This is a genomic window from Marinobacter halotolerans, from assembly GCF_008795985.1.
GTDB classification, from domain to species: Bacteria; Pseudomonadota; Gammaproteobacteria; order Pseudomonadales; family Oleiphilaceae; genus Marinobacter; species Marinobacter halotolerans.
This window is the reverse complement of the sequence record NZ_VMHP01000003.1, coordinates 161,520-184,717: the sequence shown is the minus strand read 5'-3', so window position 1 is coordinate 184,717 and position 23,198 is coordinate 161,520. Positions and strand designations below refer to the sequence as shown.

The following is a 23,198-nucleotide window of genomic DNA, read 5'->3' as shown; positions in this document are numbered from 1 at the left end:
AGGTATTCTTGAAGCAGATTCAGGACGAATCTGCCGCTGACTAAAAGGACTTAAACATGACACACACCGCATTCAGCAAGGGCCTGACCCTTATTGAGCTGATCATTGTAGTTGCCATTCTTTCCATCACCGTAACCATGGCTGTGCCATTCACATCGGGTTTTATCCAGAACCAGATGAAAGAATCGTCAAGGCAAAGTGTGCTTTCGGCACTGCGGTTTGCTCGCGCCACAGCTATCCAGAGCCGCGAAGTAACCACGGTCTGTTCGCTCGACTCCTCTGGGCAGTGCACTTCTAACTGGAGCAACACTCTGAGTGTCTTTCATGACTCGAATGACAACGCCAAGCTTGATGCCGGTGAAACGCTTACCCGAAACATCCCCGTCCGTCTTGAACAGTGGACACAGCGAAATCGCCCCGCCAGTCGCGCGCATTTCGAATGGAACAGTCTCGGAATCGCCAACGGGACACCGGGATCGATTGAGTTCTGCCACCCAGACTCTCACACAAGCCGGTTCGCCGTGGTGATCTCATTTTCGGGAAGGATTCGAACATCTATGGACTTCGATGGGGACGGTACCGAGGAACGAATCCCCGGCACCCCCATTGCCTGCTGATTACCAGCAATCAGCGATCGTACTTCCGCCTTTAACCGCGGATTTCACACCGGCGTCATTCAGGGACAGGGTCCCGCAGCGGTCATTTGTCTGAGCGCCGGTGGGTGTTGCAGTGACGGTATAGGTGTTCGCACCTGCGGCACTAATGGTTATGGTGTACTGGTTCACCTGATTACTTACACCCACGCTCGGTCCTGGCGCACCAGTATTGCTCCCACCGGCGGCAAGGCCGGCGTAGGTATAGTTCTGGGCGTACGCTTCTTCCATCCGCTGGGCCAGCTGAACCAGGGACGATTCCGCATCGGCCCGATTGGTTCGCTGAACATAGCTCTGGTAGGACGGGATAGCCACCGCGGCCAGAATGCCTATAATCGCGATCACGATCATCAACTCGATCAGCGTGAACCCCCGCTGTGCCCGCCGAACGGGCACAGACTCATTCAGGATTTCCAGGTCACGTACTTCCATCAGTTAACCTCTCGCCAGTTCTGTCGGCCCTGAGACCCCGGTTTGGTGGACTCGGTAATGGAGTCTATCTCCGCTTTCGATGTGCCACTGAACTTGATCTCAGTACACACGCCGTTGGGACATTCCAGATTATCAAGTATCGCTGGCGGTGTCGGAATGCCGGAACCACCGTCTTCGCCCCCGCCTTTCCGTATACCGCTGCCAGGCAGGAACTCTTCCCCGAATTCCACCAGATCCTCGGCGTTGAACACACCGTCTTCATTGACGTCGAATGCTGAATTCTCTAGACGTGCTCCACTGATGGCACTGACTTCCATAAGCCAACCGGAGCCGCCGGCGGCACACTCATCCAGGCTCGGGATCAGGGTGGTGAAAATCACCCGGTCATTCCGGAGAATGGGCTCGAACACCACACGCTCGCCTTTGTTATCGGTGTTACCTCCCTGTGTGTTAACAAGGTCCATATACCAGCCACTATGGGCAGGCAGAGTCGCGCTCGTTGGATCCGTCGGGTCCTCCAATTCCGCTTCCCAGCGTATTTCTTCATCAGTCGTCAGGCGTATATCGAACTCACTGGTGGACACCTCACCGATAATTTGCTGTTGCAGGAGCGAAGAACGACCAGAGACAACTGAACCATCATCCCAGATAGCGAAGAATGCCTGAGTGTTCTGACCACTCGGGTCGTTGTCATTGGACTCCAGATACTTACCGGTGCCGAAATAAACGATTACGTCATTCGGGGCAATCGAGCGGTCAGGGTGAGAGCCGACCGTCGGCCGGGAAGTGATCGGCAACTCGTTGCCACTGGCATCCTTCGCAACGAACATCGGCGCCGGAGCAGCAGCTGTACCATGGGCGACTTGCCAGTCTGCCGCGGCTGAACCGGATACATCGAACTTCCACATATTGCCGAACAGGTCACCCGCATAGATCGCGTCCGCGATGAAATCTCCATCTCTATCAATGACCGCAGGCGAGGCCAGACCATTGGGTCGGGAAGCCCCTGTAGGATCATCAAGCAGGCCCTCACCGGTATCAAGTTTCCGAATTACATTGCCGGTCTCGATATCAACAATAAAAAGAACTGCGTTGCCAGTCGTGCTCACGTTACCGTCACTGTCGGTATTGTTATAACCGTTAGCGAATATGGCCGCCCATCTGCCATTGTTCATACGAACAATCACCGGGTCGCCATAGCTGTAACCCATATCGGCGTCATCAGCGTCGGAGAACTCCCAGAGCACCAGATCCTCTGCGTTGGACTCGTTGAAGCTCGGGTAAATAGAGCTGATACCTTTCGGATCGGTAATATCAAGGGCAAACAGGCCCTGACCACCCTTGCCGAGTGCACCTACCAGAGCGGTATGCCACTTGCTGCCGAAATAGACATCACCATAGGTTGACGGTCCATCAACATAGTAGCGATGCGTGTAATTCGGGTCAGCAAGCTGGTTCAGGTCGCCCGAAACCTGCGAAGGCATGTAAGCCAACTCTTCCTCACCACCATCGGTACGGATCGGTCCGTTGGCCTCAACTGCGTTGTTCCTGTAGGCATTGATTGCGTGGAACAGGCCATCGTTCGCGCCGAAGTACAGCATCGGATCGCGATCCGCGAAGGTGTTGCGGAAATCCGAATAAGCATTGTTGTTCTCCGGTGCCGACGCACCCCAGTTGTCCGGATAGAAGAAACTCGGCTTGGGCACGAACAGCGGATCGGAGTTCACGATATCGCCCAGTACGGTCTCACGCTCCCGGAAATTGAAGGTGGATGCGGCGCCTTCCTCACTCTGGTCTCCGCGAATGAAGTTCAGCAAAGCCTCTCCGTACTGGTCGGCATTCACCGTCAGGCCGCCGCGCAAGGCATCAACCTGAGCCTGGCTGATTTCATTCACCGTTGGCGCATTCGGGTCTGTCGGCCACTTGAACGGAACACCTTTCTGCTGGGCCCTGTTGTAAGTGACCACTTCACGGTTGTTAAGGAATCCCGTAGCCCCGGAAAGCTGGTCGCCCAGTTCATCCCGGAAATTCCAGACCGGCACGCCCAGGCCCGTACCCTCTACAGGGTAGGCGAACAGGTTGCCGGACCAGTCCTCGGCGTTAAACACAGCCTGGAAAAGCAGCGTATCCGTGTTCAGTGCGCCGGAGTTTACCGTCACCGTAGAGGACGATGCCTCGCGCTCAAGAATTGTGTTGAACGCCGTACTGAGCTGGTCTTTCAGGCCCAGTGCGTTAGTTACCTGGAAGTAGTTGTCGGGAACACCATCGGGACCCACTTCCTGGGTGATGTTGTTCTTGGTATCCCACTCCGAATCCAGGTCCGGGATGTTATTTTCGTTCTTGTCGACAAAACCACCCCACTTCGCGGCAAAGTAAAGCGGGTCTTTCAGCAGGGTCGCTGCGGCTTCGCCGCTTGCAGTAAAGGTCCGCTCACTGGTCAGGGTCAGCTTGTCTGTTCCCCGTGGGTCACCGGGGTTCACGCCGGCGGGGGTATCCAGATAGTAGGTCGGCACGCTGCCGCTACGATCATGAACAACCAGATAGATGCCGTCCTTGGACGTGCCTGAAATAACGTAACCCATGTGCTGGTCGATGCCGCCCGCAGCGTAGAGGGAGTCCACCTTGACGGTCACCGTGTTGTCCGCGTTTAACTGGTACTGGTAGCGGGCAATCGCGTCCATATCATGGTCTGCGCCCTGCTCAACGTCTTCAAAGTTGATCAGGAAGCTGCCAGAGGTCGGCGTTATTTCCTCAACGTAGAAATCCACTATGGTGTTCGTTGGCTGGAAATCGCCTTCTGCTGCGCTGATTCCACTGCCGCCAGGCGATTTCGCAAACGGAACCAGAGAGATGGACTCACCGCCTGGCAGCGGAATGTTGATTCGCGGCAGGGGCGACGCGAGCGCCACAGCAAAGGTATTGATGTTCGTCGGGTTGTCATCCGAGCCCTGGTTCGGGAATAGATCTGTCAGCCAACCGTAATAGGCGATCGCAGCAGAGTAGTAGCTACCCAGCTTGGTCGGCTCTTCCGGAGCAAGGCCGCGAATGGTTGCCAGACTTTCCACTGTTTTCGCCGTTGGCGCGTTATCCGCAACCGCACTGGCACCTGTACCTGACTGCCCGATGTAATGAAGGCCGGGAACACTGGGCTCACCGCTGGTAATGGTATTCGACAGGCTGGTTACATCCAACCCGGTTACGTCACCGGCAAAGCTGGAGAATGAGGAGCCGGGCACCTTGTCAGAGTCGTAACTGACGTTAATGTCCGAAACCACCATCATATAAGGAGCCGCACAGTAGGGCTGGCCATCCTCTTCATCATAGGGGTTGTCCCAGGAGGCATTAGGCAGGCCAAGAGCCGCATCGTTGTTGCCGCTGTCGGCAATCTTGAAGTCATCTGTGGGTGCGCCCTTGCCGGAAAAATAACGCACGGTTTCGTACATCATCTCCGCCATGGGGTTACCCCACATGTCACACTCACCGTTGGATATCGGACCTGAAGTCTTCCGGCCGCAGGCGTAGGAATGATTGCTGGTCTGGAAGTTGACCGTCCTCAGCTTGCTCAGGGTCGAGACAATACCGTTTACATCCGTAAAAGTGCCGTCATCACTGTTAACTTCATCCCGGAAGGAGCTGACGACTTTGCGCAACACGCCACCGTCGAGGTTGTTCTCGAATGAGCCGGTCAACAAGCCGAAAAGAATACTCTCATTTTCGCCATAGTCATGAAGCAGGCCAGTCGGCTTATAAGTGGTGTTGGTGCCGTCACTGTAGGTCTTGCAGTTGTCTTCAAGCAGGCCGGCGGATTTGCAGACTTCGACACGAACCGCGTATTCGGTGAATGACGAATCGAATGTTTCGGTTTTCCGGTAGAGCTCAAAGCTGTCACCGCCAGCCGCCTCATGATGACGAAATTCAACATCATAAGTGCCCTGATTCAGGGCAACGACACCAGAATGAGTCTCACGACAGGTATCGCCGCTGCAGGCACCGTGGGGGCCATACCAGCCGATACGGTCTTTGACACCGCCGCTCGAGTTTTTAATGATGAATTCGACGGCATCGTCGCCATTAACACTGAAACTGTAGTTGCCGGTCTGTGGAACGTTCAACTTACCGCGAACGACAGAGAAATAGTGGTCAACGGAATCATCCAAGCCACCCTGAATGGTGCTAAGCGACCGGTTTGCGGATCCGATGAGCCGGCTAGGTGCTTCATACGATGCCAGCAAAGCATCAAATTCAGACGCATTATCCGGGGAATCAGGCTGTGGACCGCTGACATCATAATAATTCAGTGTCAGATCACTGAAGAGTTCTGCTTCCGCAATCTGCCAGGAATTTGAGCCGCCAGAAACCTCACAATTGGTGCGGCTGCCACCAATGCCCGCTACGCACTCGCTACCCAGAACTGGACGTTCGATGGAAGCCCACTCCCAAGGGCGAAACACCGTGTTTGGCAGCACCCTGAGCAACGGCGCACCACCAACGGAATACGAAACGTTGCCAAACAGATGTCTTTTACCGAGCCCCGGCGGTTGTGCCAAGGGCGTATATTCGTCGATATAGAAACCGTCAACATCATAGCTCTGGTACTCCTTCGCCCAGGTATGAGCATCCTGAGGGATATGAGTACGTTCGAGGACCGTCAGGCTGGCAGAGTCCGTAGAACGACGCCCGCCATAGAACACTTTGCGCAAAGCGTCGATACGCGCCATGGTCACGTAGTTCAGGAAATCGCCGCTCCAGGCGCCAGGGTACTCGGCGCTGGCTCCGGTTCCGGCATTACAGGTTTTGGTACCCAAATCCTTGTCCGCCTGTGATTTGACGCTCTGCGGCACAAACCGATTTTCTGTGGCATCGTAGTCGTAGCAGGCATAACTATTGAAATAGCCATAGTAGTCAATGTCTGGCTGGTAGCCGACATCAAGCTCACCATCATTATTCAGATCCGAAGCATCATTATAGGCTTCGTAATAAAGCTTGTGGTTCTTGCCGACCGTGAGCATCAGCAGGGGCGGCGCGGTCGAGCCAAGGAACAGGGGCTTGTTCGCCAGATTCAGCGGTGCCGCCGAGGTGTAACCCGAACTGACCAGTGTCAGTAGCAGTCCTGCAAAAAAATTAAAGCTTCTTTTGGAAATCATTGCATTCCCTCCGTGCTGCTATGAGCACTGATCATTGTTGCCCGGGGTAAACTTTTCGCGCGTAAACAGACTGAACGTGCACTTCGGTGCCGCCAGGACCCTCGCCCCGGGCTGTTACCCGGTATAGCCGTGTGACCGCTTTAGGGGGGCCCATAGTCAAATCCGTCACTTTTTGACCGGCGCCGCCCGCTGCTATCTGAACAGGCTGCTCAATCACATAACCAATGCCGGCCGTCGCATTGGCCCGACCAGCGTAGTTGGTAATCATCTCGCCGTTGGTGGTCCACCATGTTTCATTTTCAGCCTGCCACCAGTTATCTGCCTTGGCGGACGTCAGAAAGCCGGGAGTGCTGGCGTCAGGCAGGGGTTTGCCTGGCATCAGCGCGTTACCCGCGGTGTTTAGCGCCGCTTCTGCTGCGTCGAAGGCCAGCGCCTTGTCTTTGGTGTTGGCCGAGATACGGGTGTCAAGCGTGGTCATGTCAACCGCACTCATACCGATGATGGTCAGCAAAAGCAGCATCACCAGGCTGACGATCAGAACGGCGCCTGACTGTCGACCGGGCAGCGACCTGCTACGGGACCGGTTTGTATGAACGTCTGTTTTCATCACAACTAACCTCGGAAATTACGCAAAAAGACGGTATCGCGCTGGACCTGCCTGAGGCGATTGTCGCCTGAAGCGGTGACGGTCTCGCCATCAACAAGGGTGTAGGTGTTGGTGTTTTCCCGGCCACCGGTGTTCTGGTTTGACGTTGCCAGGAACCCATAGCGAACGGACCGCACGTCGCCCCAGTCGGTCACCTCGTCGGCACTGACATACTGAGTAATGCGGTCTTCAGTACCGATACCGAATTCCACCTGGAGATTTTCAATGCCCACAATCAGAGGCTGTGACGCCGTAGACACCGAAGCGCCGCCAAGCGTCAGCATTTCACTGTCGCACTGCAAGCTGGGCACATTGGTATTGGCGCCAGCAGGCGTGACGTAGTAGCGGTCAACAATCATCTGGTTACGGTCCGGTGTCATACCAGTACAGCCTCTGAGCTGGCCATCGGCGGTGCCATTGAATCTGACAGTGATGGTGTCCGTTCCGTCCACGATATTATTGGCGGAGGCTGCGTCATCATTTGTGGCAAAAACCATCTGGTTCTCGGCAAAAACGCCATTGTCAGGTAGCGCTATAGGCAGCGTCGAATCATCCCAATACCCGGCATGCCTTAATCCACGCCCCAGAAAGTGCTTCACAACGCGCCCGTTTTCCTGGGTCTGGGACTGGGCCGTGACCACCGAATAGGTCTGCTTGCTGCTAATAAAGATCTGGACGACGCCGAACGTCAGGATCAACCCCAGCGTCATGGCGATCATCAACTCGATCAGTGACAAACCTTGCTGCTTAATCATTGTCTTGTTACTCCATGACTCGATAGACGGCGAAAGTACACCCGGCCGCCGTATTGTCAGCGGACGTGCAGGTGGGTGCGGAATACGATGAGCCCGCACCATTCGCGTCCCAGGTAATGGCCACTTCGTATTCACCTTTTGCCGCATCCCAGCTCACGTTTGCGGCGGCCGATGGCGGAGCCCCCAGACCCGTTGTCAGGGTCTGGCTCCATTGCCAGAGATCCCAGTCGGCCATTGCTTCAGATGAGCAGGTCGTGCTGGAACAGTCCGTTGTGGGAGCTGTTGTGGGCGGGGCATCGGCATAGTCACCATTGGACGCCGCCGCCTGGTTTGCCATTATCCGGTTGATCAGGTCCGCGCTCGCGCTCATCGCCTGCTGTTCAAAAAATACATCCGAGGTGTTCTTGAGGCTGATCGACTGAAGGCCGGCAACACCCAGCAAACCAATTGCCAGGATCAACACGGCAACCAACACTTCGATCATGGTGACGCCTGACTGATTGCCAGGGGCTTTGTGGAGTTTGCTCATGGACAATTGGCCTCTGCCGGGGTTCCTGTTCGAAGCGCAGCGGTGCTTGGAGAAAGAATCAGGGAATTGGCGTTAACCTTGCCATCCGGGTCGCAGAAACCAAAGGACGCCGCTGCACTCAGGCCTACCGCAATGCCGTCAGACTGAAAACGGATGAGATCCACACCACCGGTGTGGGTTACTGTTACTCCGGCGGCGCTGGGTGCTTCGAAGGACCTTAAGGTTGTGGCGATCGATACCGCGCCTGTGTTGTTGCCATCTGTCACGACCAGCCAGTTTTCATCCCAGTCGTTGTTATCACCACAGGTGCTTCCATCGCTCGATGGACACAGCGTCACCGTCTGATTTCTGGCCACGGCTTCACCCTTGGTATACATGATGGCCGTGCGCAACCGCTCACGACCCTCCTGGAGCTTGTTACTGGCTATGACGTTCTGGAAAGAAGGAATAGCGATGGTTACCGTGATTGCAAGAATCGCAATCGTTACCAGCAACTCAATCAGCGTGAACCCGTTTCTGAAAACCTGTGCAGACATAATCCAATCCCACTTGTGCGTAGATTAAGATTATTCCATGTGTCTACAGGGTTCTACGTCAGGACGACGAGCGGCGAAACAGAGGAGACAAGCGGCATCTATTGCCGCTTTTTTGTGAAGATCATCAAATTCCGGTGACTATTAACAACCCGGAACCAAGATAAGACAACGGCTTCAGGAAACATCCACCGCATCAATCCGCAGCTCCCGCGGCATGGAAAACACGATGTTCTCCTCCCGCCCGGACACTTCTTCGGGCAGATCGCCGCCGAGCTCGCGCAGCCGGGTGATAACGTCGTTCACCAACACTTCCGGGGCGGACGCGCCGGCGGTGACGCCGACGGACTGCTTACCTTCCAGCCACCGCGGCTCGATCTGGGAAGCCTGGTCGATCAGGTAGGCCGGCGTACCCATGCGCTCCGCCAGTTCACGCAAGCGGTTGGAATTCGAGCTGTTGGGGGAACCCACCACCAGCATCAGGTCACAATCGCCCGCCAGCTGCTTCACCGCGTCCTGGCGGTTCTGGGTGGCATAGCAGATATCGTCTTTGCGGGGGCCCTGGATCTCCGGGAAATTTTCCCGCAGAGCATCGATCACCCGGGCCGTGTCGTCCATGGACAAGGTGGTCTGGGTCACATAGGAAAGCTTTGACGGGTCTTTAACCTGCAGCCGGGCAACGTCCTGTTCATCCTCGACCAGGTAGATCTCGCCGCCGTTGCTGTGGTCATACTGACCCATGGTACCTTCCACTTCCGGATGGCCCTGGTGGCCAATCAGGATGCACTCGCGCCCTTCCCGGCTGTATTTCATCACTTCCAGGTGAACCTTGGTCACCAGCGGACAGGTCGCGTCGAATACCTTCAGGCCCCGCCGGGCGGCTTCATTCTGAACTGCCTGGGATACGCCGTGGGCGCTGAAGATCACCAGCCGGTCATCCGGCACTTCTTCAAGCTCGTCCACAAAAATCGCGCCGCGTTCACGGAGGTTGTCGACCACAAACTTGTTATGCACGACTTCGTGGCGCACATAGATCGGCGCGCCGAAAACGTCCAGGGCACGGTTCACGATCTCGATGGCGCGGTCCACACCGGCACAAAAACCACGGGGGTTGGCAAGTCGAATCTGCATAACAAAGGTCCTAGTGGGCAGCCCCAACGGGCTCCACGTCGATAATTTCTACTTCAAACGTCAGTGTACGCCCCGCCAGAGGGTGATTAAAGTCCACCTCCACTTCATCACCCTCGACCCGGCTGACCACCCCTGGCAACTCGCTTTGCCGGGCATCGGCGAATGAAATCATTACGCCTTTTTCCAGCACCATATCGGGGCTGAATTCCTTGCGCTTGAACGTCTGCACGTTATTGGGATTGTGCTGGCCGAACGCCTTTTCCGGCGGCACTTCATAACGGTTGCTTTCGCCCGCCTTCATGCCCATCAGATAGGCCTCAAAATTCTGCGGCAGGTTGTCGTCGCCAATTTCCAACGTCGCCGGCGCCTTGTCAAAGGTAGAGTCAATCACTTCGCCGTCGCTGAATTTGAGGGCGAAATGCAGAGTGACCCTTGTCTGCTGGTCAATGGGAAGATCTTTCATCGCTATCTACTCCGGTTTCCGCTCAGTTCGCCGGGTCTTTCGACTCATCGGGGTTGCGGAAAATATCGAGAATCATCATGCCGGCGCCAATGGTTATGGCCACATCGGCAAAATTGAACGCAGGAAAATGGTAGTCATTCCAGTAAAAATGCAGGAAATCCACCACATAGCCGTGTACAACGCGGTCGTATACGTTGCCCAGCGCCCCGCCAAGAATCAGTACGATGGCGACCGCCGACCAGGTTTCATCCTGTCGCAGCGATTTCAGCCAGCGAAACAGAACCACGCTGACCACCGCCGCCAGGGCGACGAAGAACCAGCGCTGCCAGCCGGACGCACCGGCCAGAAAGCTGAACGCGGCGCCCGTATTATGCAACAGCGTGAAATTGAATATGGGAAGAACGGGGACCGGCTCGCCATAGTTCAGCATGGAACTGGCCAGCGCCTTGGTGCTCAGATCCAGAAGAATCACCAGGGCGGCCAGCCACAGCCAACGCAGTTTGGACCCGTTCGTTTCTTCCCCAATCACGGCACGCTCCCGCACTCTCTGGGCATCAGGCTGGACATCAGGCAAAGGATCGCGCCTCACCTTCGCCTTCAACGTTGGTGACACAGCGGCCACAAAGGTCACTGTATTTCTCGTGCTGACCAACGTCCGCCCTGTGGTGCCAGCAGCGTTCACATTTTGCGTGGGCAGCGGGGGTCACTTTGACCTTTAACCCCTCATGGGAGGTCGGCTCTGCCTCTGCGCCCTCGGCTGCCGGTTTTACCGTTGCCTCTGAGGTAATGAGCACAAACCTCAGCTCATTGCCCAGATAGGCCAGGTTCCGGCCCAGATCATCCTCGCAGTAAAGCGTGACCTCAGAGCTCAGGGAGCCCTTGATCTCCCCGCGCCCGCGGGCCTCTTCCAGGCATTTGTTCACGGCTTCCTTGACGCTGTAGATGGTGGACCAGTAGTCCCGGCCAAGCTCCACGTTATCCGGCAGGGCCGTCAGGCCCTCATACCAGGTTTCATAGAACACGGTATCGCCACGCTCGCCGGGAAGGTGCTGCCAGATCTCATCGGCGGTAAAGCTGAGGATCGGCGCAATCCAGCGAACCAGGGCTTCCGCCACATGGAACAGGGCTGTCTGGCAGGAACGACGTTCACGGCTGTCGGCCTGGGTGGTGTACTGGCGGTCCTTGATGATATCCAGGTAGAAGCCGCCCAACGTCGCCTCACAGAAGTTGTAGACCTTCTGATAGATCTTCAGGAAGGCGTAGTTCCGGTAATCTTCCTCCAGCTCCCGTTGAAGCCGCAACGCCTTGTCCACCATCCAGCGGTCCAGCGCAATCATGTCCTCCGGTGCCAGCGAGTGCTTCTCCGGCTCAAAGCCGGTCAGGTTGCTCAGCAGGAAGCGGGCGGTGTTACGGATCCGGCGATAGCCGTCTGCGGTCTGCTTGAGGATGTCCTTGGACACCGTCATCTCGCCACTATAGTCAGTGGCGGCTACCCACAACCTGAGGATGTCGGCCCCCAGCTCGTTCATTACTTCCTGGGGCGCGATAACATTGCCCAGGGATTTAGACATCTTGCGACCCTTGCCATCCACGGTGAAGCCGTGGGTCAGCACCTGCTTATAAGGCGCTACGCCATTCATGGCAATGGAAGTCTTCAACGACGACTGGAACCAGCCGCGATGCTGGTCAGAGCCTTCCAGATACAGGTCGGCTGGAAACTGGTTCAGCTCCTCACGGGGGCGCAGCACGGATTCATGGGTTACCCCCGAATCAAACCAGACGTCCAGGGTATCCGTGACCTTCTCATAGTGCTCGGCGTCTTCACCCAGCAGCTCCACCATATCCAGTTCGTGCCAGACATCGATGCCGTCTTTTTCAATGTAGCCGGCCACCACTTCAATCAGATTCTGGGTGTCAGGGTGCAGCTCCTGGGTTTCCTTGTGGATAAACAGCGTGATCGGCACGCCCCAGGTACGCTGGCGGGAAACACACCAGTCCGGGGACTGCTTGAACATGGCTTCAATGCGATTCTGACCCCAGGCGGGCACCCAGCGCACGCCCTTGATCGCTTCCAGCGCGTCATTACGGAGATTTTCCTTCTCCATGCTGATAAACCACTGCGGCGTTGCCCGGTAGATCAGCGGCGTTTTGGTACGCCAGCAATGGGGGTAGCTGTGGGTGAACTTCTCCGCCTTTACCAGCTTGCCTTCCCGCTCAAGAGCCGAACAGACAGGATCGTCTGCCTTGTAGACGTGGACTCCGGCGAACTCTCCCGCCGCCTGGGTATAGGTACCATCGGCCTTTACCAGGCTGATGGTGCCGATACCGTAGGCCTTGCCGACCTCGAAGTCTTCCATGCCGTGGTCGGGAGCCGTATGCACCGCGCCGGTACCGGCATCGGTAGTGACATGGTCGCCAAGGATAACAGGCACCTGCTTGTCATAAATTGGGTGGTGAAGCATTGCCCCTTCCAGACTCGCACCGGACGCGGTAGCGAGCACGGTATATGCGTCCATCCCCCAGCGGGTCATGATGTCTTCCACCATTTCAGTAGCCAGTACCAGCCGCTCAGGCCCGTTACCCAGATCTGCCTGAACCAGGGAATACTCAAGCTCTGCGTTCAACGACACTGCCTGGTTGGCCGGAATTGTCCAGGGTGTGGTGGTCCAGATCACGACTGACACATCACCCTGTCCTTCGGAGGTCCCGAAAGAATGAAGCATTTTGGCCGGGTCCACCGCAGTAAAACGGACGTCAATCTGAACAGACACCTTGTCCTGATACTCAACTTCCGCTTCCGCCAGCGCGGACTGGCCAACAACACTCCAGTAAACCGGCTTGAAACCCCGCACCAGATGGCCTTTAGCAACGATCTTGCCCAGCGCACGAACGATTCCGGCCTCGACCTTCGGATCCATGGTCAGGTAAGGCTTGTCCCACTCGCCCATCACGCCCAGGCGGATAAAATCTTCTTTCTGCCCGGCAATCTGTTTGGTGGCGTAATCGCGGCAGGCCTGGCGGAAGGTCTTGAAATCCACTTTAACGCCGGCCTTGCCGATTTCCTGCTCTACCTTGTGCTCAATGGGCAGGCCATGACAGTCCCAGCCGGGCACATAGGGCGCGTCGTACCCCATAAAGCTGTGGGACTTGACGATCATGTCCTTGAGAATCTTGTTGACCGCGTGACCAATGTGAATGCTGCCGTTGGCATAGGGAGGGCCATCGTGCAGGACAAACTTCTCCCGGCCCTTGCGCTGGTCACGGAGCTGACCGTAAACGTTCAGTTCCTGCCAGCGCTTGAGCATGTCCGGCTCGCGCTTGGCAAGATTACCGCGCATCGGGAAGGCGGTTTCGGGCAGATTCAGGGTGTGCTTGTAATCGCTCATGGTCGTTGTGGGTAACTCAGGTTGTAGAATTGTCGATCCAGGCCCGGGCGTTTTCGAAATCCCGGGCAATCTGATGCTTGAGCTCGTCTACGGAATCAAACTTCTCTTCGCCGCGAAGAAAATGACGGAACACGACGTCGATACGCTGGCCGTAAAGTGTGCCAGCAAAATCCAGCAGGTGCACTTCCAGGGAGGGCTGCTTGCCGTCAACCGTGGGCCGCAAACCGATGTTTGCGACGCCATCCAACACACGTCCATCCTCAATTGTCGCGAAGACCACGTAGACACCGCGTAAAGCGGGCATCCGCGGCAACAGTACATTGGCTGTCGGCGCGCCAATCTGGCGACCGAGTTGCTGACCGTAGACTACCCGCCCGCGAATTCGGTATGGATGCCCGAGCAGGGCTTCCGCCTCTTCCAGACGGTTCTCCGTCAGCACCTGACGGATGCGGGTGCTGCTTACCCGGTCGCCGGCCACTTCGACCGTACGGGTGTTTTCAACATCAAAGCCTCTTTCCTCACCCACCCGGCGTAGCAGTGCAAAATCGCCGGCCCGGTCACAGCCAAAACGGAAGTCGTCACCCACCACCAGGTGATGAACGCCGAGACCATCAATAAGGACATCCTCGATAAAGCCCATGCCGGAGTAGCTGCGAAACTTCTCGTCGAAACGAAGGCACAACACGATGTCGATACCGGATTCCATCAGGGCTTCAAACTTCTGGCGGAACGGCATCAGGCGTGGCGGGGCCTCAGCGCCCTGGAAGAACTCACGCGGCTGCGGCTCAAACACCATGACAACGGACGGAACGCCCAGTTCCCTGGATTTCTCACGAACCTGATCAATGATGGTCTGATGCCCCAGATGCACGCCATCAAAGTTGCCGATGGTTGCCACACAGCCATTGGCCAGCGGCGCTTCCGGCTGCTGTGAAAAATGCTTCAGATTGGTCAGGCTCCGGATGAGACGCATGTAACGGCGAACCCTTGATTTCCAGCGGTGAGAAAACGCGCGATTATACCCTACCTGTGGCGGAAATGTCTTACCCGGACCCCGACTGCGGCCAGCGTCGCAAAATACGCCGAAATGCCGACGGCGACCAGAATGGCCATATCCGCTGACCGCTGAAAGCCGTCTGCACTGAGCCATTGTTCCAGGGGTGGTTGGAACCAGAGAATCACGCCCGCCAATGCCGCATTCGCTGCAGCAATGCGCATCAGGAACACCGGCCAGCCGGCCTGCCAACTCCAGGCACCCTCTTTGATCAGCCCGCGCCAGAGCAGCCCCGCGTTTAACCAGGCTGACAGAGACGTAGCCAGCGCTAGCCCCGCGTGGGCAAGGGGAAATACCAGCGCCAGGTTGAACGCCATATTGGCCACCATGGCAATAACACCGATCTTCACCGGTGTTCTGGTGTCCTGACGGGCGAAATACCCTGGCGCCAACACCTTGATCAGCATGAACGCCAACAGTCCAGCAGAGTATGCTTTCAGCGCCTGGCCGGACATCATCACGTCCCGGCTGGTTACCTCGCCATAGTAGAAGAGGGTTGCGATCAGCGGTTCTGCCAACAGCGCCAGTGCCAGCGCGGCAGGAAGCCCGATCAGCAGTACAGCACGCACCGCCCAGTCCAGAGTGGCCGCAAACTGATCACCCGAAGCATCCGCATGCTTGCGCGACAGACTGGGGAGAATCACCGTTCCGATCGCGATCCCGAACACGCCCAGAGGAAGTTCCGACAGCCGATCCGAATAGTAGAGCCATGACACGCTGCCGGTTTGCAGAAACGATGCAAGCACCGTATCCAGCAGCAGGTTGATCTGGCTGACGGAGACGCCGAACAGGGCCGGCAGCATCAGGGTCATGATTCTCCGTACACCCTCGTGCCGGTAATCCACACGGGGCCGGGGCATCAATCCCAGCTGCATCAGAAAGGGAAGCTGGAAAAACAACTGCAGGGCACCGGCAATAAAGACGCCCCAGGCCAGCGCGATAATCGGCGTCTCCATCAGAGGCGAGAGGAAAACCGCCGCGCAGATCATCGACAGATTGAGCAGTACCGGCGTGAAGGCAGGCACCGCAAATCGGTCATAGCTGTTGAGGATGGAGCCGGAAAAGGCAGTCAGCGATATCAGGAACAGGTAGGGAAAGGTAATGCGCAGCATTTCGCTGGCAAGCCCAAATTTCACCTCGTCGCCCACAAATCCGGGCGCGAATACGGCCGTCAGCAAGGGCGAGCCCAACACCGCTACGATGGTGACGCCCAGCACCACCATGCCCAGCACACCGGAAACGGCGTTGACCAGGCGGCGCACCTCGGTTACCGATTCCTTCTGTCGATAGGAAGAGAGTACGGGGACGAACGCCTGGGCGAAGGCCCCCTCCGCAAACAAGCGGCGGAGGAAGTTCGGTATCTTGAAGGCGACAAAGAAGGCATCGGCACCGGCACCGGCGCCAAAATAGCGGGCGATTACCATATCCCGCACCAGGCCAAGCACACGGGACAACATGGTCATCATGCCCACGAGTCCGGATGAGCGAAGCAGCCCCGGTGGCTTTGGGAGTGTTTTCTGCTGATCGGCCTGTTCGGGTTCGGTCGACATGACTGGCTCGTTTCGGTAATTCCGTAGGGTGTTCCGCGGGCGTCCCTGCAGATGTCGGTGGAAAGTGCGCGAGTTTAGCACAGCCCTTGCCGGGACTCGTGCTAAAAAGGTTTTAACCTTGACATTCGGGGGCTGTGGCGGCATAGTTCCGCGTCATTTAATTCGACGCGCTGGTTTAGCGCGCCCGCGATTTTTACGAATCGATTCACAACGAATTTCAGATCTCAGGAGTTTAACGGTGGCAAATTCCCCACAAGCCAAGAAGCGCGCACGTCAGAACGAGAAGAACCGCAAGCACAACGCTAGCCTGCGTTCCATGGCGCGTACTTACATCAAGAAGGTTCAGGCCAACATCGAAGCTGGCAAGCCGGAAGAAGCGAAAGCTGCTTTCGAAAAGGCTCAGCCGATCATGGACAGCATGGTTAACAAGGGCGTGTTCGCCAAGAACAAGGTTGCTCGTCAGAAGAGCCGCCTGAGTGCCCGCATCAAGGCTCTGAAAAGCGCGTAAAGCGTTTTTCGGAAGCTGATTGAAAGAACCGGCCTTATTGGCCGGTTTTTTTATGCCTGATTGTTATTCTGCTTCGGAACTGTGGAGTCGATCAGACAATAACCAGATTATCTCGGTGGACCATCTCTTCGTCGGAGATATAGCCCAGCACTTCAGTGATCTTCTTGCTTGAAAGACCGGCAATAGCCCTTGCTTCGTCGGCGTCGTAGTTGACCAGCCCCCTGGCGACTTCTTTACCGTTTTCATCGATGCAGGAAACCATTTCGCCGCGACGAAACTGGCCGTATATACCTTTAACGCCTACCGGCAAAAGGCTACGGCCGCCCTGGCAAAGGACTTTAACGGCGCCCTGGTCCAGAGTGAGCTTGCCGCGGGTCTGGAGGTGGCTGGCCAGCCATTGTTTGCGGGCTGCAATGCGACCCTGCTCGGGCAAGAGCAGAGTGCCTATTGTGTCGCCTTCTCGCAGGCGGGTGATCACCTGCTCTATTTTACCGCCGACAATAACGGTGAAAGCACCAGAGCGAGCGGCGAGGCGGGCGGCGCGGACTTTGGTCTGCATGCCGCCGCGGCCGAGGGCGCCCATTCCGGTACCGGCCATTATGTCAAGTTCGGGGTCATTTGCCTGTCGCTGCTCAACCAGTGCGGCATCCGGGTTCTTGCGGGGGTCTTTGTCGAAGAGGCCGACCTGGTCGGTAAGAATGATCAGGCCATCGGCTTCAACCAGATTCGCAACCAACGCTCCCAGGGTGTCGTTATCGCCGAAGCGGATTTCGTCGGTCACCACGGTGTCGTTTTCATTGACGATGGGGACGACGCCAAAATCCAGTAGTGCTCGCAGTGTGCTGCGGGCGTTCAGGTAGCGCTTGCGGTCGGACAAATCATCGTGAGTCAGCAGGATCTGCGCTGTATGCAGGTCATGGCGCTTGAACTGGGCTTCCCAGGTCTGCACCAGGCCCATCTGGCCGACGGCCGCAGCGGCCTGCAGTTCGTGCAACTGCTCCGGGCGAACGGTCCAGCCCAGGCGGCTCATGCCTTCAGCGACTGAGCCGGAAGACACGATGACAACCTCAACACCACTGCCAACCAGATCCGCGATCTGATCCACCCACAAACCAAGGGCGGCCACGTCCAGCCCCCGGCCGTCGTTGGTCAGTAGTGCGCTTCCGATTTTTACCACCAGGCGGCGGGCCTGGTGTAGTTGGGTGCGTTTACTCAGGGGCATAGACCACTTCTACGTCATAATCATCGTCGTCGAAGTCATCGTCATCATCCTGACGGGCCTCCCGACGTATTTGGCGCTCCGCCTCGATTCTTGCGCGGGCCTCTTCATCCATCTGGCGGCGACGGGCGGCTTCGCGCTCGGCAAATTCAGGGTTTTCCGCTTCTTCCCTCGCCTGATCCTCAATCCAGCGCATGACGGCCTGGGTCAGTGGCTTGGTGCCTTCGCCGCTAAGCGCGGAAATCCAGAACACCGGACCCTGCCAGCCAAGTTCATCCACAATGGCCTGGCAGTGCGCATCGCGATCTTCTTCAGACAGCATGTCCACTTTATTCAGCACCAGCCAGCGCTCACGATTGGCCAGGGTTTCGCTGAATTTCTCCAGCTCGTGCTCAATGGCGCGAACACTGTCCGCTGGCGAGGACTGATCGAAGGGCGCGACATCCACCAGATGCAAAAGCAAACGGGTGCGAACCAGGTGCTTCAGGAACCGAATACCAAGGCCCGCGCCTTCCGCAGCGCCTTCAATCAAACCGGGGATATCGGCGATCACAAAGCTCTGGTGGGCCTGAACGCTGACCACACCCAGGTTCGGCACCAGCGTGGTGAACGGATAGTCCGCCACTTTGGGCTTTGCCGCCGAGACCGAGCGGATAAAGGTGGACTTGCCGGCATTGGGCATGCCCAGCAGGCCGACGTCCGCCAATACTTTCAGCTCCAGGCGCAGATTACGAAGCTCACCCTCGGAACCTTTGGTGGTCTGTCGCGGCGCCCGGTTTACCGAGGACTTAAAGCGGGTATTGCCCAATCCGTGAAAGCCGGCCTGAGCCACTTTCAGTCGGTCACCCGCATGGGTCAGATCACCCAGTACTTCGTGGGTATCCATGTCGACAACGGTTGTTCCCACAGGCACCGGCAGAACCAGATCCTGGCCCTGGATACCTGTGCAGTTTCGCCCCGCACCCGGCTGTCCATTCTCGGCCTTGTGCTTGCGCTGGAAGCGGTAGTCAATCAGCGTGTTGAGCGCGCTGTCCGCTTCCAGATAGACAGATCCGCCGTCGCCACCGTCACCACCATCGGGGCCGCCTTTGGGCACGTACTTTTCGCGGCGGAAACTCAGGCAACCGTGGCCGCCTTTGCCTGCCTCAACAATGATGGTGGCTTCGTCTACAAATTTCATGTTCAACCCTTTGCGCATGGCGCATAAACGAAAAAGCCCCGCAGCCTCTGGGAAGCTATGCGGGGCTCCGGGCAGCTCTGACAGATTATCCTATCAGGGCCACCCAAGGTTCGACAGAACCTGAGATCGCCGCGGCTTACGCCGCTGGAACGATGCTCACAAACTTGCGGTTGTCGGGACCTTTCACTTCGAACTTGACCTGACCTGTCGCGGTTGCGAACAGAGTGTGGTCTTTGCCCAGGCCAACGTTATGGCCGGCGTGGAAACGGGTGCCACGCTGACGAACGATGATGCTGCCTGCAGGCACAGTTTCGCCGCCATAGCGCTTCACACCAAGTCGTTTCGACTCGGAATCGCGACCGTTACGGGTACTACCTGCTGCTTTTTTGTGAGCCATTACAAGCCTCCTTCAATAAGGGGTTATTCCAGAGCTTTAGCCCTTGATACCCGTGATCTTGACTTCAGTAAACCACTGGCGGTGGCCCTGACGCTTCATAGAATGCTTCCGACGACGGAACTTGATGATCTGGATCTTGTCGTGACGGCCGTGGTTAACCACTTCAGCGGTCACTTTGGCGCCGTCTACTACCGGTGAGCCAACCTGAACCTTGTCACCATCGGCAACCAGCAGAACGCGATCAAACTCAACGCTGCCACCAGTTTCCACTTCAAGCTTTTCCAGCTTCAGCGTTTCGCCTTCCTTTACCCGGTGCTGCTTGCCACCGCTAACAATAACTGCGTACATTAATCTTCTCCGCGATTGACCCATCCCTGCTCTTATCCACCTGGTTCTAAGGGAAGCGCTCTGGCGACCCTATAGCAGGGAGCGCAGGTTGGGATGAGTTGGGCGCGTGATTGTACGAAAAGACGAACGGCAACACAAGCCAAGTTGACACTGATCTGTCCAATACCTAGCATTGCGCGACCTGCCGGATTTAAGAACCAGTGTTACCAGCATCGCAATCCGCATGACCAGACAAGGAACCGGATCAGCCCCATGACAGCCCAGCGTATTTACGACACCGTCGCGGACGACTTCAGCCGGGTCAATGATCTGATCATAAAGCGACTTGCCTCAGACGTTCCACTGGTTGAAAAAATTGCCCAGTACATTATTGAAAGTGGCGGCAAACGGTTACGCCCCCTGCTGGTGCTGCTGTCCAGCCAGGCGGTGCGTTATAAGGGGGATGACCACCTGAAACTGGCCGCCGTCATTGAATTCCTCCATACCGCCACCCTGCTTCATGATGACGTTGTCGACACCTCGGACCTTCGCCGTGGGCGCAGCACTGCCAATGCCCGGTGGGGCAACGCGCCCAGCGTTCTTGTGGGTGATTTCCTCTACGCCCGGGCATTCGAGATGATGGTGGAGCTGCAAAACCTGCGAATCATGGATGTTCTGTCCCACGCCACGGCGGTTATCGCCGAGGGCGAAGTGCTTCAACTGATGAACGTGAAAAATCCGGATGTATCCGAAGACAAGTACATGGAGGTCATCCACAACAAGACCGCCATGCTGTTTGAAGCAGCGTCCCACACCGGCGCTCTTCTTGCCGGCGCGGATACTGACCAGGAGCGGGCATTGCGGGATTACGGCAAGCACCTGGGCCTGGCCTTCCAGCTGGTGGATGACCTTCTGGACTACCAGGGTAATGCAGATGAAATGGGCAAGAACGTCGGGGACGACCTGGCGGAAGGCAAGCCCACCCTGCCTCTGATCTACGCCATGACCAAAAGCTCGGAAGACGAAAAGCAGCTTATTCGCAAGGCTATCCGCAAAGGCGGACTGGATGACCTGCCGGCCATCCTGGACATTGTGAAACGCTCCGGCGCCCTGGAGTACACCATGGACCAGGCAAAAGCCCAGGCCCAGTCAGCACTGGATTGCCTGGAGCATCTGCCAGATTCCGATCACCGCAACGCCTTGGCGCTGCTTACAGAAGTAGCCGTGGCCCGGGTGAGCTAGCCTGGGCCCAGTGAATCCCGTTTGTGGGGAGCATCAAAATCCAGATCCGGCCCCACCGGCACAATTTGTGTCGGATTGATCGTGCGCTGACTGACGTAGTAATGACGCTTTATCTGCGAAATATCCACTGTCTCCGCAACGCCTGGCACCTGATACAGGTCCCGCACATAGCCTGATAATGCCGGAAAGTCCGAAATCCTCTGGCGATTGCACTTGAAGTGGCTGTAGTACACCGCATCGAATCGAATCAGAGTGGTGAACAGCCGCCAGTCGGCTTCCGTCAACCGGTTGCCCGCCAGATAGCGCTGACCTTCAAGGCGCGCTTCCAGCCAGTCAAGGGAATCAAATAACGCTCCGTAGGCTTCCTCGTACTTATCTTGCGCGGTGGCGAAGCCCGCCTTGTAAACGCCGTTGTTCACCGTGTGATAGACCCGCTCGTTCACTTCTTCGATCTCGCCTTGAAGCGCTTCGGGATAGAAGTCCAGATCTGACCGCACCCCGTCCAGCCCATCAAAAGCGGAGTTGAACATCCGGATAATATCCGCTGACTCGTTGCTGACAATGGTCTGCTTCTTCTTGTCCCAGAGCGTCGGCACCGTCACCCGGCCGGAATAATCCGGCGCGGCCTCCAGGTAGACCTCGTACATGAACCGCTTCCCGTTCACATCATCCCGGTGGGCGGGATCATCCGGTCGGAACTCCCAGCCGTTTTCCACCATATCCGGATGCACCACAGACACGGAAATATGCTTTTCCAGCCCCTTGAGGGCCCGGAAAATAAGCGTCCGGTGTGCCCAGGGGCAGGCCATGGACACATACAGGTGATACCGTCCTGACTCAGCAGCAAAGCCGCCCTCCCCGTCCGGCCCGGTTGAGCCGTCGGCGGTTACCCAATTGCGAAAGCGGGCCGCCTCGCGCTCGAACTTGCCGCCGGTCTTTGAGGTGTCGTACCACTGATCGTGCCATTGTCCGTCAACGAGAAGTCCCATAAAGCCCCCAGAATCTGATCGTAAGAAAGTGGAAGCAGAATACCGGCGACCCTGCTACGCTCTCAAACAATCAATTCTGGCCAACACAATCAGATAATTCGAACATGCACACAGCCATCACCATTGACGCCCTGAAAGTTCTCGACGCCATTGATCGCAAAGGCAGTTTTGCCGGCGCAGCCGGCGAGCTCTTCCGCGTGCCGTCAGCCATCAGCTACACCGTGCAGAAGCTGGAAGAAGACCTGAACGTGGTCATCTTCGACCGCACCGGGCACCGGGCCGCACTGACTCCGGCAGGGCGCTACCTGCTTCAGGAAGGCCGCAGCCTGCTGGAAGCGGCGGAAACCCTTGCTCACACCACCCAGCAGGTGGCAAAAGGCTGGGAAACACGGCTGCGCATCGGGTTTAACTCCCTTTTACCCGCCGAGTGCCTGTTCGATGCCGTCCGTGAGTTTTACGAACTTGGGGTACCGGTTGAGGTGCAACTAGTCGAGGAGGTGTTCGCCGGCTCCTGGGATGCGCTCCAAAGCCGAAGAATTGACATGATCGTCGGCGCCGACCAGATGAGCAAACCGGCCGGAGCCTTTACCACCAGCCCACTGGGCCGAATGTCCTTTGTTTACGCCGTAGCGCCGGACCACCCGTTGACCCAGGCCCAGCAACCGTTGTCGGAAGCGGCGATTGCAGCCTTTCCCGCGGCCGTGGCGGCAGACACCTCACGGTCTCTGCCTCCGGGTAATGCGGGTATTTTCCGTCGGCAGCGCACCCTGACCGTCGCCAACATCGACCAGAAAGTTGCCATACAGAAAGCCGGCCTGGCCGTTGGCTGGTTGCCGGAACCACGGGTTCGGGGGTTGCTTGAGACAGGCGAACTGGTCGCGCTGACGGTCCACGAACCACGCCAGCCCATCATGCTTCACCTCGCTCGCCATGCCGAAGACCAGGGCAAGGCACTGATGTGGTTCTGGGAAAGGCTGACCAGCTCCCCGGCAATGTCCGACTGGCTTAACTAGTGTCCCTCACGGCGCGTCGTTTATACTGCCCCGACGCGCATTATCTG

Annotated in this window: 21 protein-coding genes; 4 read left to right on the top strand and 17 right to left on the bottom strand. The window is 57.2% G+C overall.

Going from position 1 to position 23,198, the window contains the following annotated elements:
* Window positions 1-56 precede the first annotated feature (56 nt).
* Complete coding sequence (locus FPL19_RS17385) at window positions 57-617, top strand: GspH/FimT family pseudopilin (RefSeq protein ID WP_150914591.1); 561 nt, start codon at window positions 57-59, stop codon at window positions 615-617.
* On the opposite strand, the gene FPL19_RS17705 is transcribed toward FPL19_RS17385, so the two are convergent.
* The 12 genes from FPL19_RS17705 to murJ form a co-directional block, all read right to left on the bottom strand.
* On the bottom strand, window positions 618-1,085 hold the full coding sequence (locus FPL19_RS17705; RefSeq protein ID WP_150914589.1) for a type IV pilin protein: 468 nt from the start codon (window positions 1,083-1,085) through the stop codon (window positions 618-620). It abuts the gene before it with no gap.
* The gene (locus FPL19_RS17375) at window positions 1,085-6,229 is read right to left on the bottom strand and encodes a pilus assembly protein (protein WP_150914587.1); all 5,145 of its coding nucleotides are present in this window, start codon (window positions 6,227-6,229) and stop codon (window positions 1,085-1,087) included. The genes FPL19_RS17705 and FPL19_RS17375 overlap by 1 nt, the downstream gene beginning before the upstream one ends.
* 31 nt (window positions 6,230-6,260) lie before the next feature.
* Complete coding sequence (locus FPL19_RS17370; RefSeq protein ID WP_150914585.1) at window positions 6,261-6,836, bottom strand: pilus assembly PilX family protein; 576 nt, start codon at window positions 6,834-6,836, stop codon at window positions 6,261-6,263.
* 5 nt (window positions 6,837-6,841) lie between these two features.
* A complete protein-coding gene (locus FPL19_RS17365; protein ID WP_191965313.1) occupies window positions 6,842-7,630 on the bottom strand; it encodes a PilW family protein in 789 nt (262 codons plus the stop codon).
* A 7-nt stretch (window positions 7,631-7,637) separates the two neighbouring features.
* Window positions 7,638-8,159 (bottom strand): type IV pilus modification protein PilV, encoded by a 522-nt coding sequence (pilV, locus tag FPL19_RS17360; RefSeq protein WP_150914581.1) that lies wholly within the window; start codon window positions 8,157-8,159, stop codon window positions 7,638-7,640.
* Window positions 8,156-8,695: a GspH/FimT family pseudopilin gene (locus FPL19_RS17355; protein WP_150914636.1), complete on the bottom strand. Its 540-nt coding sequence runs from the start codon at window positions 8,693-8,695 to the stop codon at window positions 8,156-8,158. Before FPL19_RS17355 ends, pilV begins: the two co-directional genes overlap by 4 nt.
* Before the next feature lie 174 nt (window positions 8,696-8,869).
* Window positions 8,870-9,823, bottom strand: coding sequence for a 4-hydroxy-3-methylbut-2-enyl diphosphate reductase (gene ispH, locus FPL19_RS17350; RefSeq protein ID WP_150914579.1), 954 nt, complete (start codon window positions 9,821-9,823; stop codon window positions 8,870-8,872).
* Window positions 9,824-9,833: 10 nt separating this feature from the next.
* A complete protein-coding gene (gene fkpB / locus FPL19_RS17345; protein ID WP_150914577.1) occupies window positions 9,834-10,286 on the bottom strand; it encodes an FKBP-type peptidyl-prolyl cis-trans isomerase in 453 nt (150 codons plus the stop codon).
* 22 nt (window positions 10,287-10,308) lie between these two features.
* Entirely contained in the window at window positions 10,309-10,815 is a 507-nt protein-coding gene (gene lspA, locus FPL19_RS17340; protein ID WP_191965314.1) for a signal peptidase II, read from the bottom strand.
* A gap of 37 nt (window positions 10,816-10,852) precedes the next feature.
* Window positions 10,853-13,672, bottom strand: coding sequence for an isoleucine--tRNA ligase (ileS, locus tag FPL19_RS17335; RefSeq protein ID WP_150914575.1), 2,820 nt, complete (start codon window positions 13,670-13,672; stop codon window positions 10,853-10,855).
* 16 nt (window positions 13,673-13,688) lie between these two features.
* Complete coding sequence (gene ribF / locus FPL19_RS17330; RefSeq protein WP_150914573.1) at window positions 13,689-14,645, bottom strand: bifunctional riboflavin kinase/FAD synthetase; 957 nt, start codon at window positions 14,643-14,645, stop codon at window positions 13,689-13,691.
* Window positions 14,646-14,695: 50 nt separating this feature from the next.
* Window positions 14,696-16,276, bottom strand: a complete 1,581-nt coding sequence (gene murJ / locus FPL19_RS17325) for a murein biosynthesis integral membrane protein MurJ (protein ID WP_150914571.1) — start codon at window positions 16,274-16,276, stop codon at window positions 14,696-14,698.
* A 238-nt stretch (window positions 16,277-16,514) separates the two neighbouring features.
* Here murJ and rpsT point away from each other — a divergent pair, with 238 nt between their 5' ends.
* Window positions 16,515-16,784, top strand: coding sequence for a 30S ribosomal protein S20 (gene rpsT, locus FPL19_RS17320; RefSeq protein ID WP_150914569.1), 270 nt, complete (start codon window positions 16,515-16,517; stop codon window positions 16,782-16,784).
* A gap of 91 nt (window positions 16,785-16,875) precedes the next feature.
* On the opposite strand, the gene proB is transcribed toward rpsT, so the two are convergent.
* The 4 genes from proB to rplU all read right to left on the bottom strand — a co-directional run bounded on the left by proB (window position 16,876) and on the right by rplU (window position 19,928).
* On the bottom strand, window positions 16,876-18,006 hold the full coding sequence (proB, locus tag FPL19_RS17315; RefSeq protein WP_263656810.1) for a glutamate 5-kinase: 1,131 nt from the start codon (window positions 18,004-18,006) through the stop codon (window positions 16,876-16,878).
* Window positions 17,993-19,183, bottom strand: a complete 1,191-nt coding sequence (cgtA, locus tag FPL19_RS17310) for an Obg family GTPase CgtA (protein WP_150914567.1) — start codon at window positions 19,181-19,183, stop codon at window positions 17,993-17,995. Before cgtA ends, proB begins: the two co-directional genes overlap by 14 nt.
* A gap of 136 nt (window positions 19,184-19,319) precedes the next feature.
* On the bottom strand, window positions 19,320-19,580 hold the full coding sequence (gene rpmA / locus FPL19_RS17305; protein ID WP_150914565.1) for a 50S ribosomal protein L27: 261 nt from the start codon (window positions 19,578-19,580) through the stop codon (window positions 19,320-19,322).
* Window positions 19,581-19,616: 36 nt separating this feature from the next.
* On the bottom strand, window positions 19,617-19,928 hold the full coding sequence (gene rplU, locus FPL19_RS17300; protein ID WP_150914563.1) for a 50S ribosomal protein L21: 312 nt from the start codon (window positions 19,926-19,928) through the stop codon (window positions 19,617-19,619).
* Between the two features lie 252 nt (window positions 19,929-20,180).
* On the opposite strand from rplU, the gene ispB reads away from it, so the two are divergent.
* On the top strand, window positions 20,181-21,149 hold the full coding sequence (gene ispB, locus FPL19_RS17295; RefSeq protein WP_150914561.1) for an octaprenyl diphosphate synthase: 969 nt from the start codon (window positions 20,181-20,183) through the stop codon (window positions 21,147-21,149).
* Here ispB and FPL19_RS17290 read toward each other — a convergent pair.
* Complete coding sequence (locus FPL19_RS17290) at window positions 21,146-22,138, bottom strand: glutathione S-transferase family protein (RefSeq protein ID WP_150914559.1); 993 nt, start codon at window positions 22,136-22,138, stop codon at window positions 21,146-21,148. The two genes, ispB and FPL19_RS17290, sit on opposite strands and share 4 nt — an antisense overlap.
* Before the next feature lie 104 nt (window positions 22,139-22,242).
* Between FPL19_RS17290 and FPL19_RS17285 the strand changes: the two genes are divergently transcribed.
* Window positions 22,243-23,151: a LysR substrate-binding domain-containing protein gene (locus FPL19_RS17285; protein ID WP_150914557.1), complete on the top strand. Its 909-nt coding sequence runs from the start codon at window positions 22,243-22,245 to the stop codon at window positions 23,149-23,151.
* The last annotated feature ends 47 nt before the right edge of the window (window positions 23,152-23,198 follow it).

Coding starts and splice junctions, on each gene's coding strand:
- FPL19_RS17385 (WP_150914591.1), top strand. CDS start 57: ATGACACACACCGCATTCAGCAAGGGCCTGACCCTTATTGAGCTGATC.
- FPL19_RS17705 (WP_150914589.1), bottom strand. CDS start 1,085: ATGGAAGTACGTGACCTGGAAATCCTGAATGAGTCTGTGCCCGTTCGG.
- FPL19_RS17375 (WP_150914587.1), bottom strand. CDS start 6,229: ATGATTTCCAAAAGAAGCTTTAATTTTTTTGCAGGACTGCTACTGACA.
- FPL19_RS17370 (WP_150914585.1), bottom strand. CDS start 6,836: ATGAAAACAGACGTTCATACAAACCGGTCCCGTAGCAGGTCGCTGCCC.
- FPL19_RS17365 (WP_191965313.1), bottom strand. CDS start 7,630: ATGATTAAGCAGCAAGGTTTGTCACTGATCGAGTTGATGATCGCCATG.
- pilV (WP_150914581.1), bottom strand. CDS start 8,159: ATGAGCAAACTCCACAAAGCCCCTGGCAATCAGTCAGGCGTCACCATG.
- FPL19_RS17355 (WP_150914636.1), bottom strand. CDS start 8,695: ATGTCTGCACAGGTTTTCAGAAACGGGTTCACGCTGATTGAGTTGCTG.
- ispH (WP_150914579.1), bottom strand. CDS start 9,823: ATGCAGATTCGACTTGCCAACCCCCGTGGTTTTTGTGCCGGTGTGGAC.
- fkpB (WP_150914577.1), bottom strand. CDS start 10,286: ATGAAAGATCTTCCCATTGACCAGCAGACAAGGGTCACTCTGCATTTC.
- ileS (WP_150914575.1), bottom strand. CDS start 13,672: ATGAGCGATTACAAGCACACCCTGAATCTGCCCGAAACCGCCTTCCCG.
- ribF (WP_150914573.1), bottom strand. CDS start 14,645: ATGCGTCTCATCCGGAGCCTGACCAATCTGAAGCATTTTTCACAGCAG.
- murJ (WP_150914571.1), bottom strand. CDS start 16,276: ATGTCGACCGAACCCGAACAGGCCGATCAGCAGAAAACACTCCCAAAG.
- proB (WP_263656810.1), bottom strand. CDS start 18,006: ATGCCCCTGAGTAAACGCACCCAACTACACCAGGCCCGCCGCCTGGTG.
- cgtA (WP_150914567.1), bottom strand. CDS start 19,183: ATGAAATTTGTAGACGAAGCCACCATCATTGTTGAGGCAGGCAAAGGC.
- rpmA (WP_150914565.1), bottom strand. CDS start 19,580: ATGGCTCACAAAAAAGCAGCAGGTAGTACCCGTAACGGTCGCGATTCC.
- rplU (WP_150914563.1), bottom strand. CDS start 19,928: ATGTACGCAGTTATTGTTAGCGGTGGCAAGCAGCACCGGGTAAAGGAA.
- ispB (WP_150914561.1), top strand. CDS start 20,181: ATGACAGCCCAGCGTATTTACGACACCGTCGCGGACGACTTCAGCCGG.
- FPL19_RS17290 (WP_150914559.1), bottom strand. CDS start 22,138: ATGGGACTTCTCGTTGACGGACAATGGCACGATCAGTGGTACGACACC.
- FPL19_RS17285 (WP_150914557.1), top strand. CDS start 22,243: ATGCACACAGCCATCACCATTGACGCCCTGAAAGTTCTCGACGCCATT.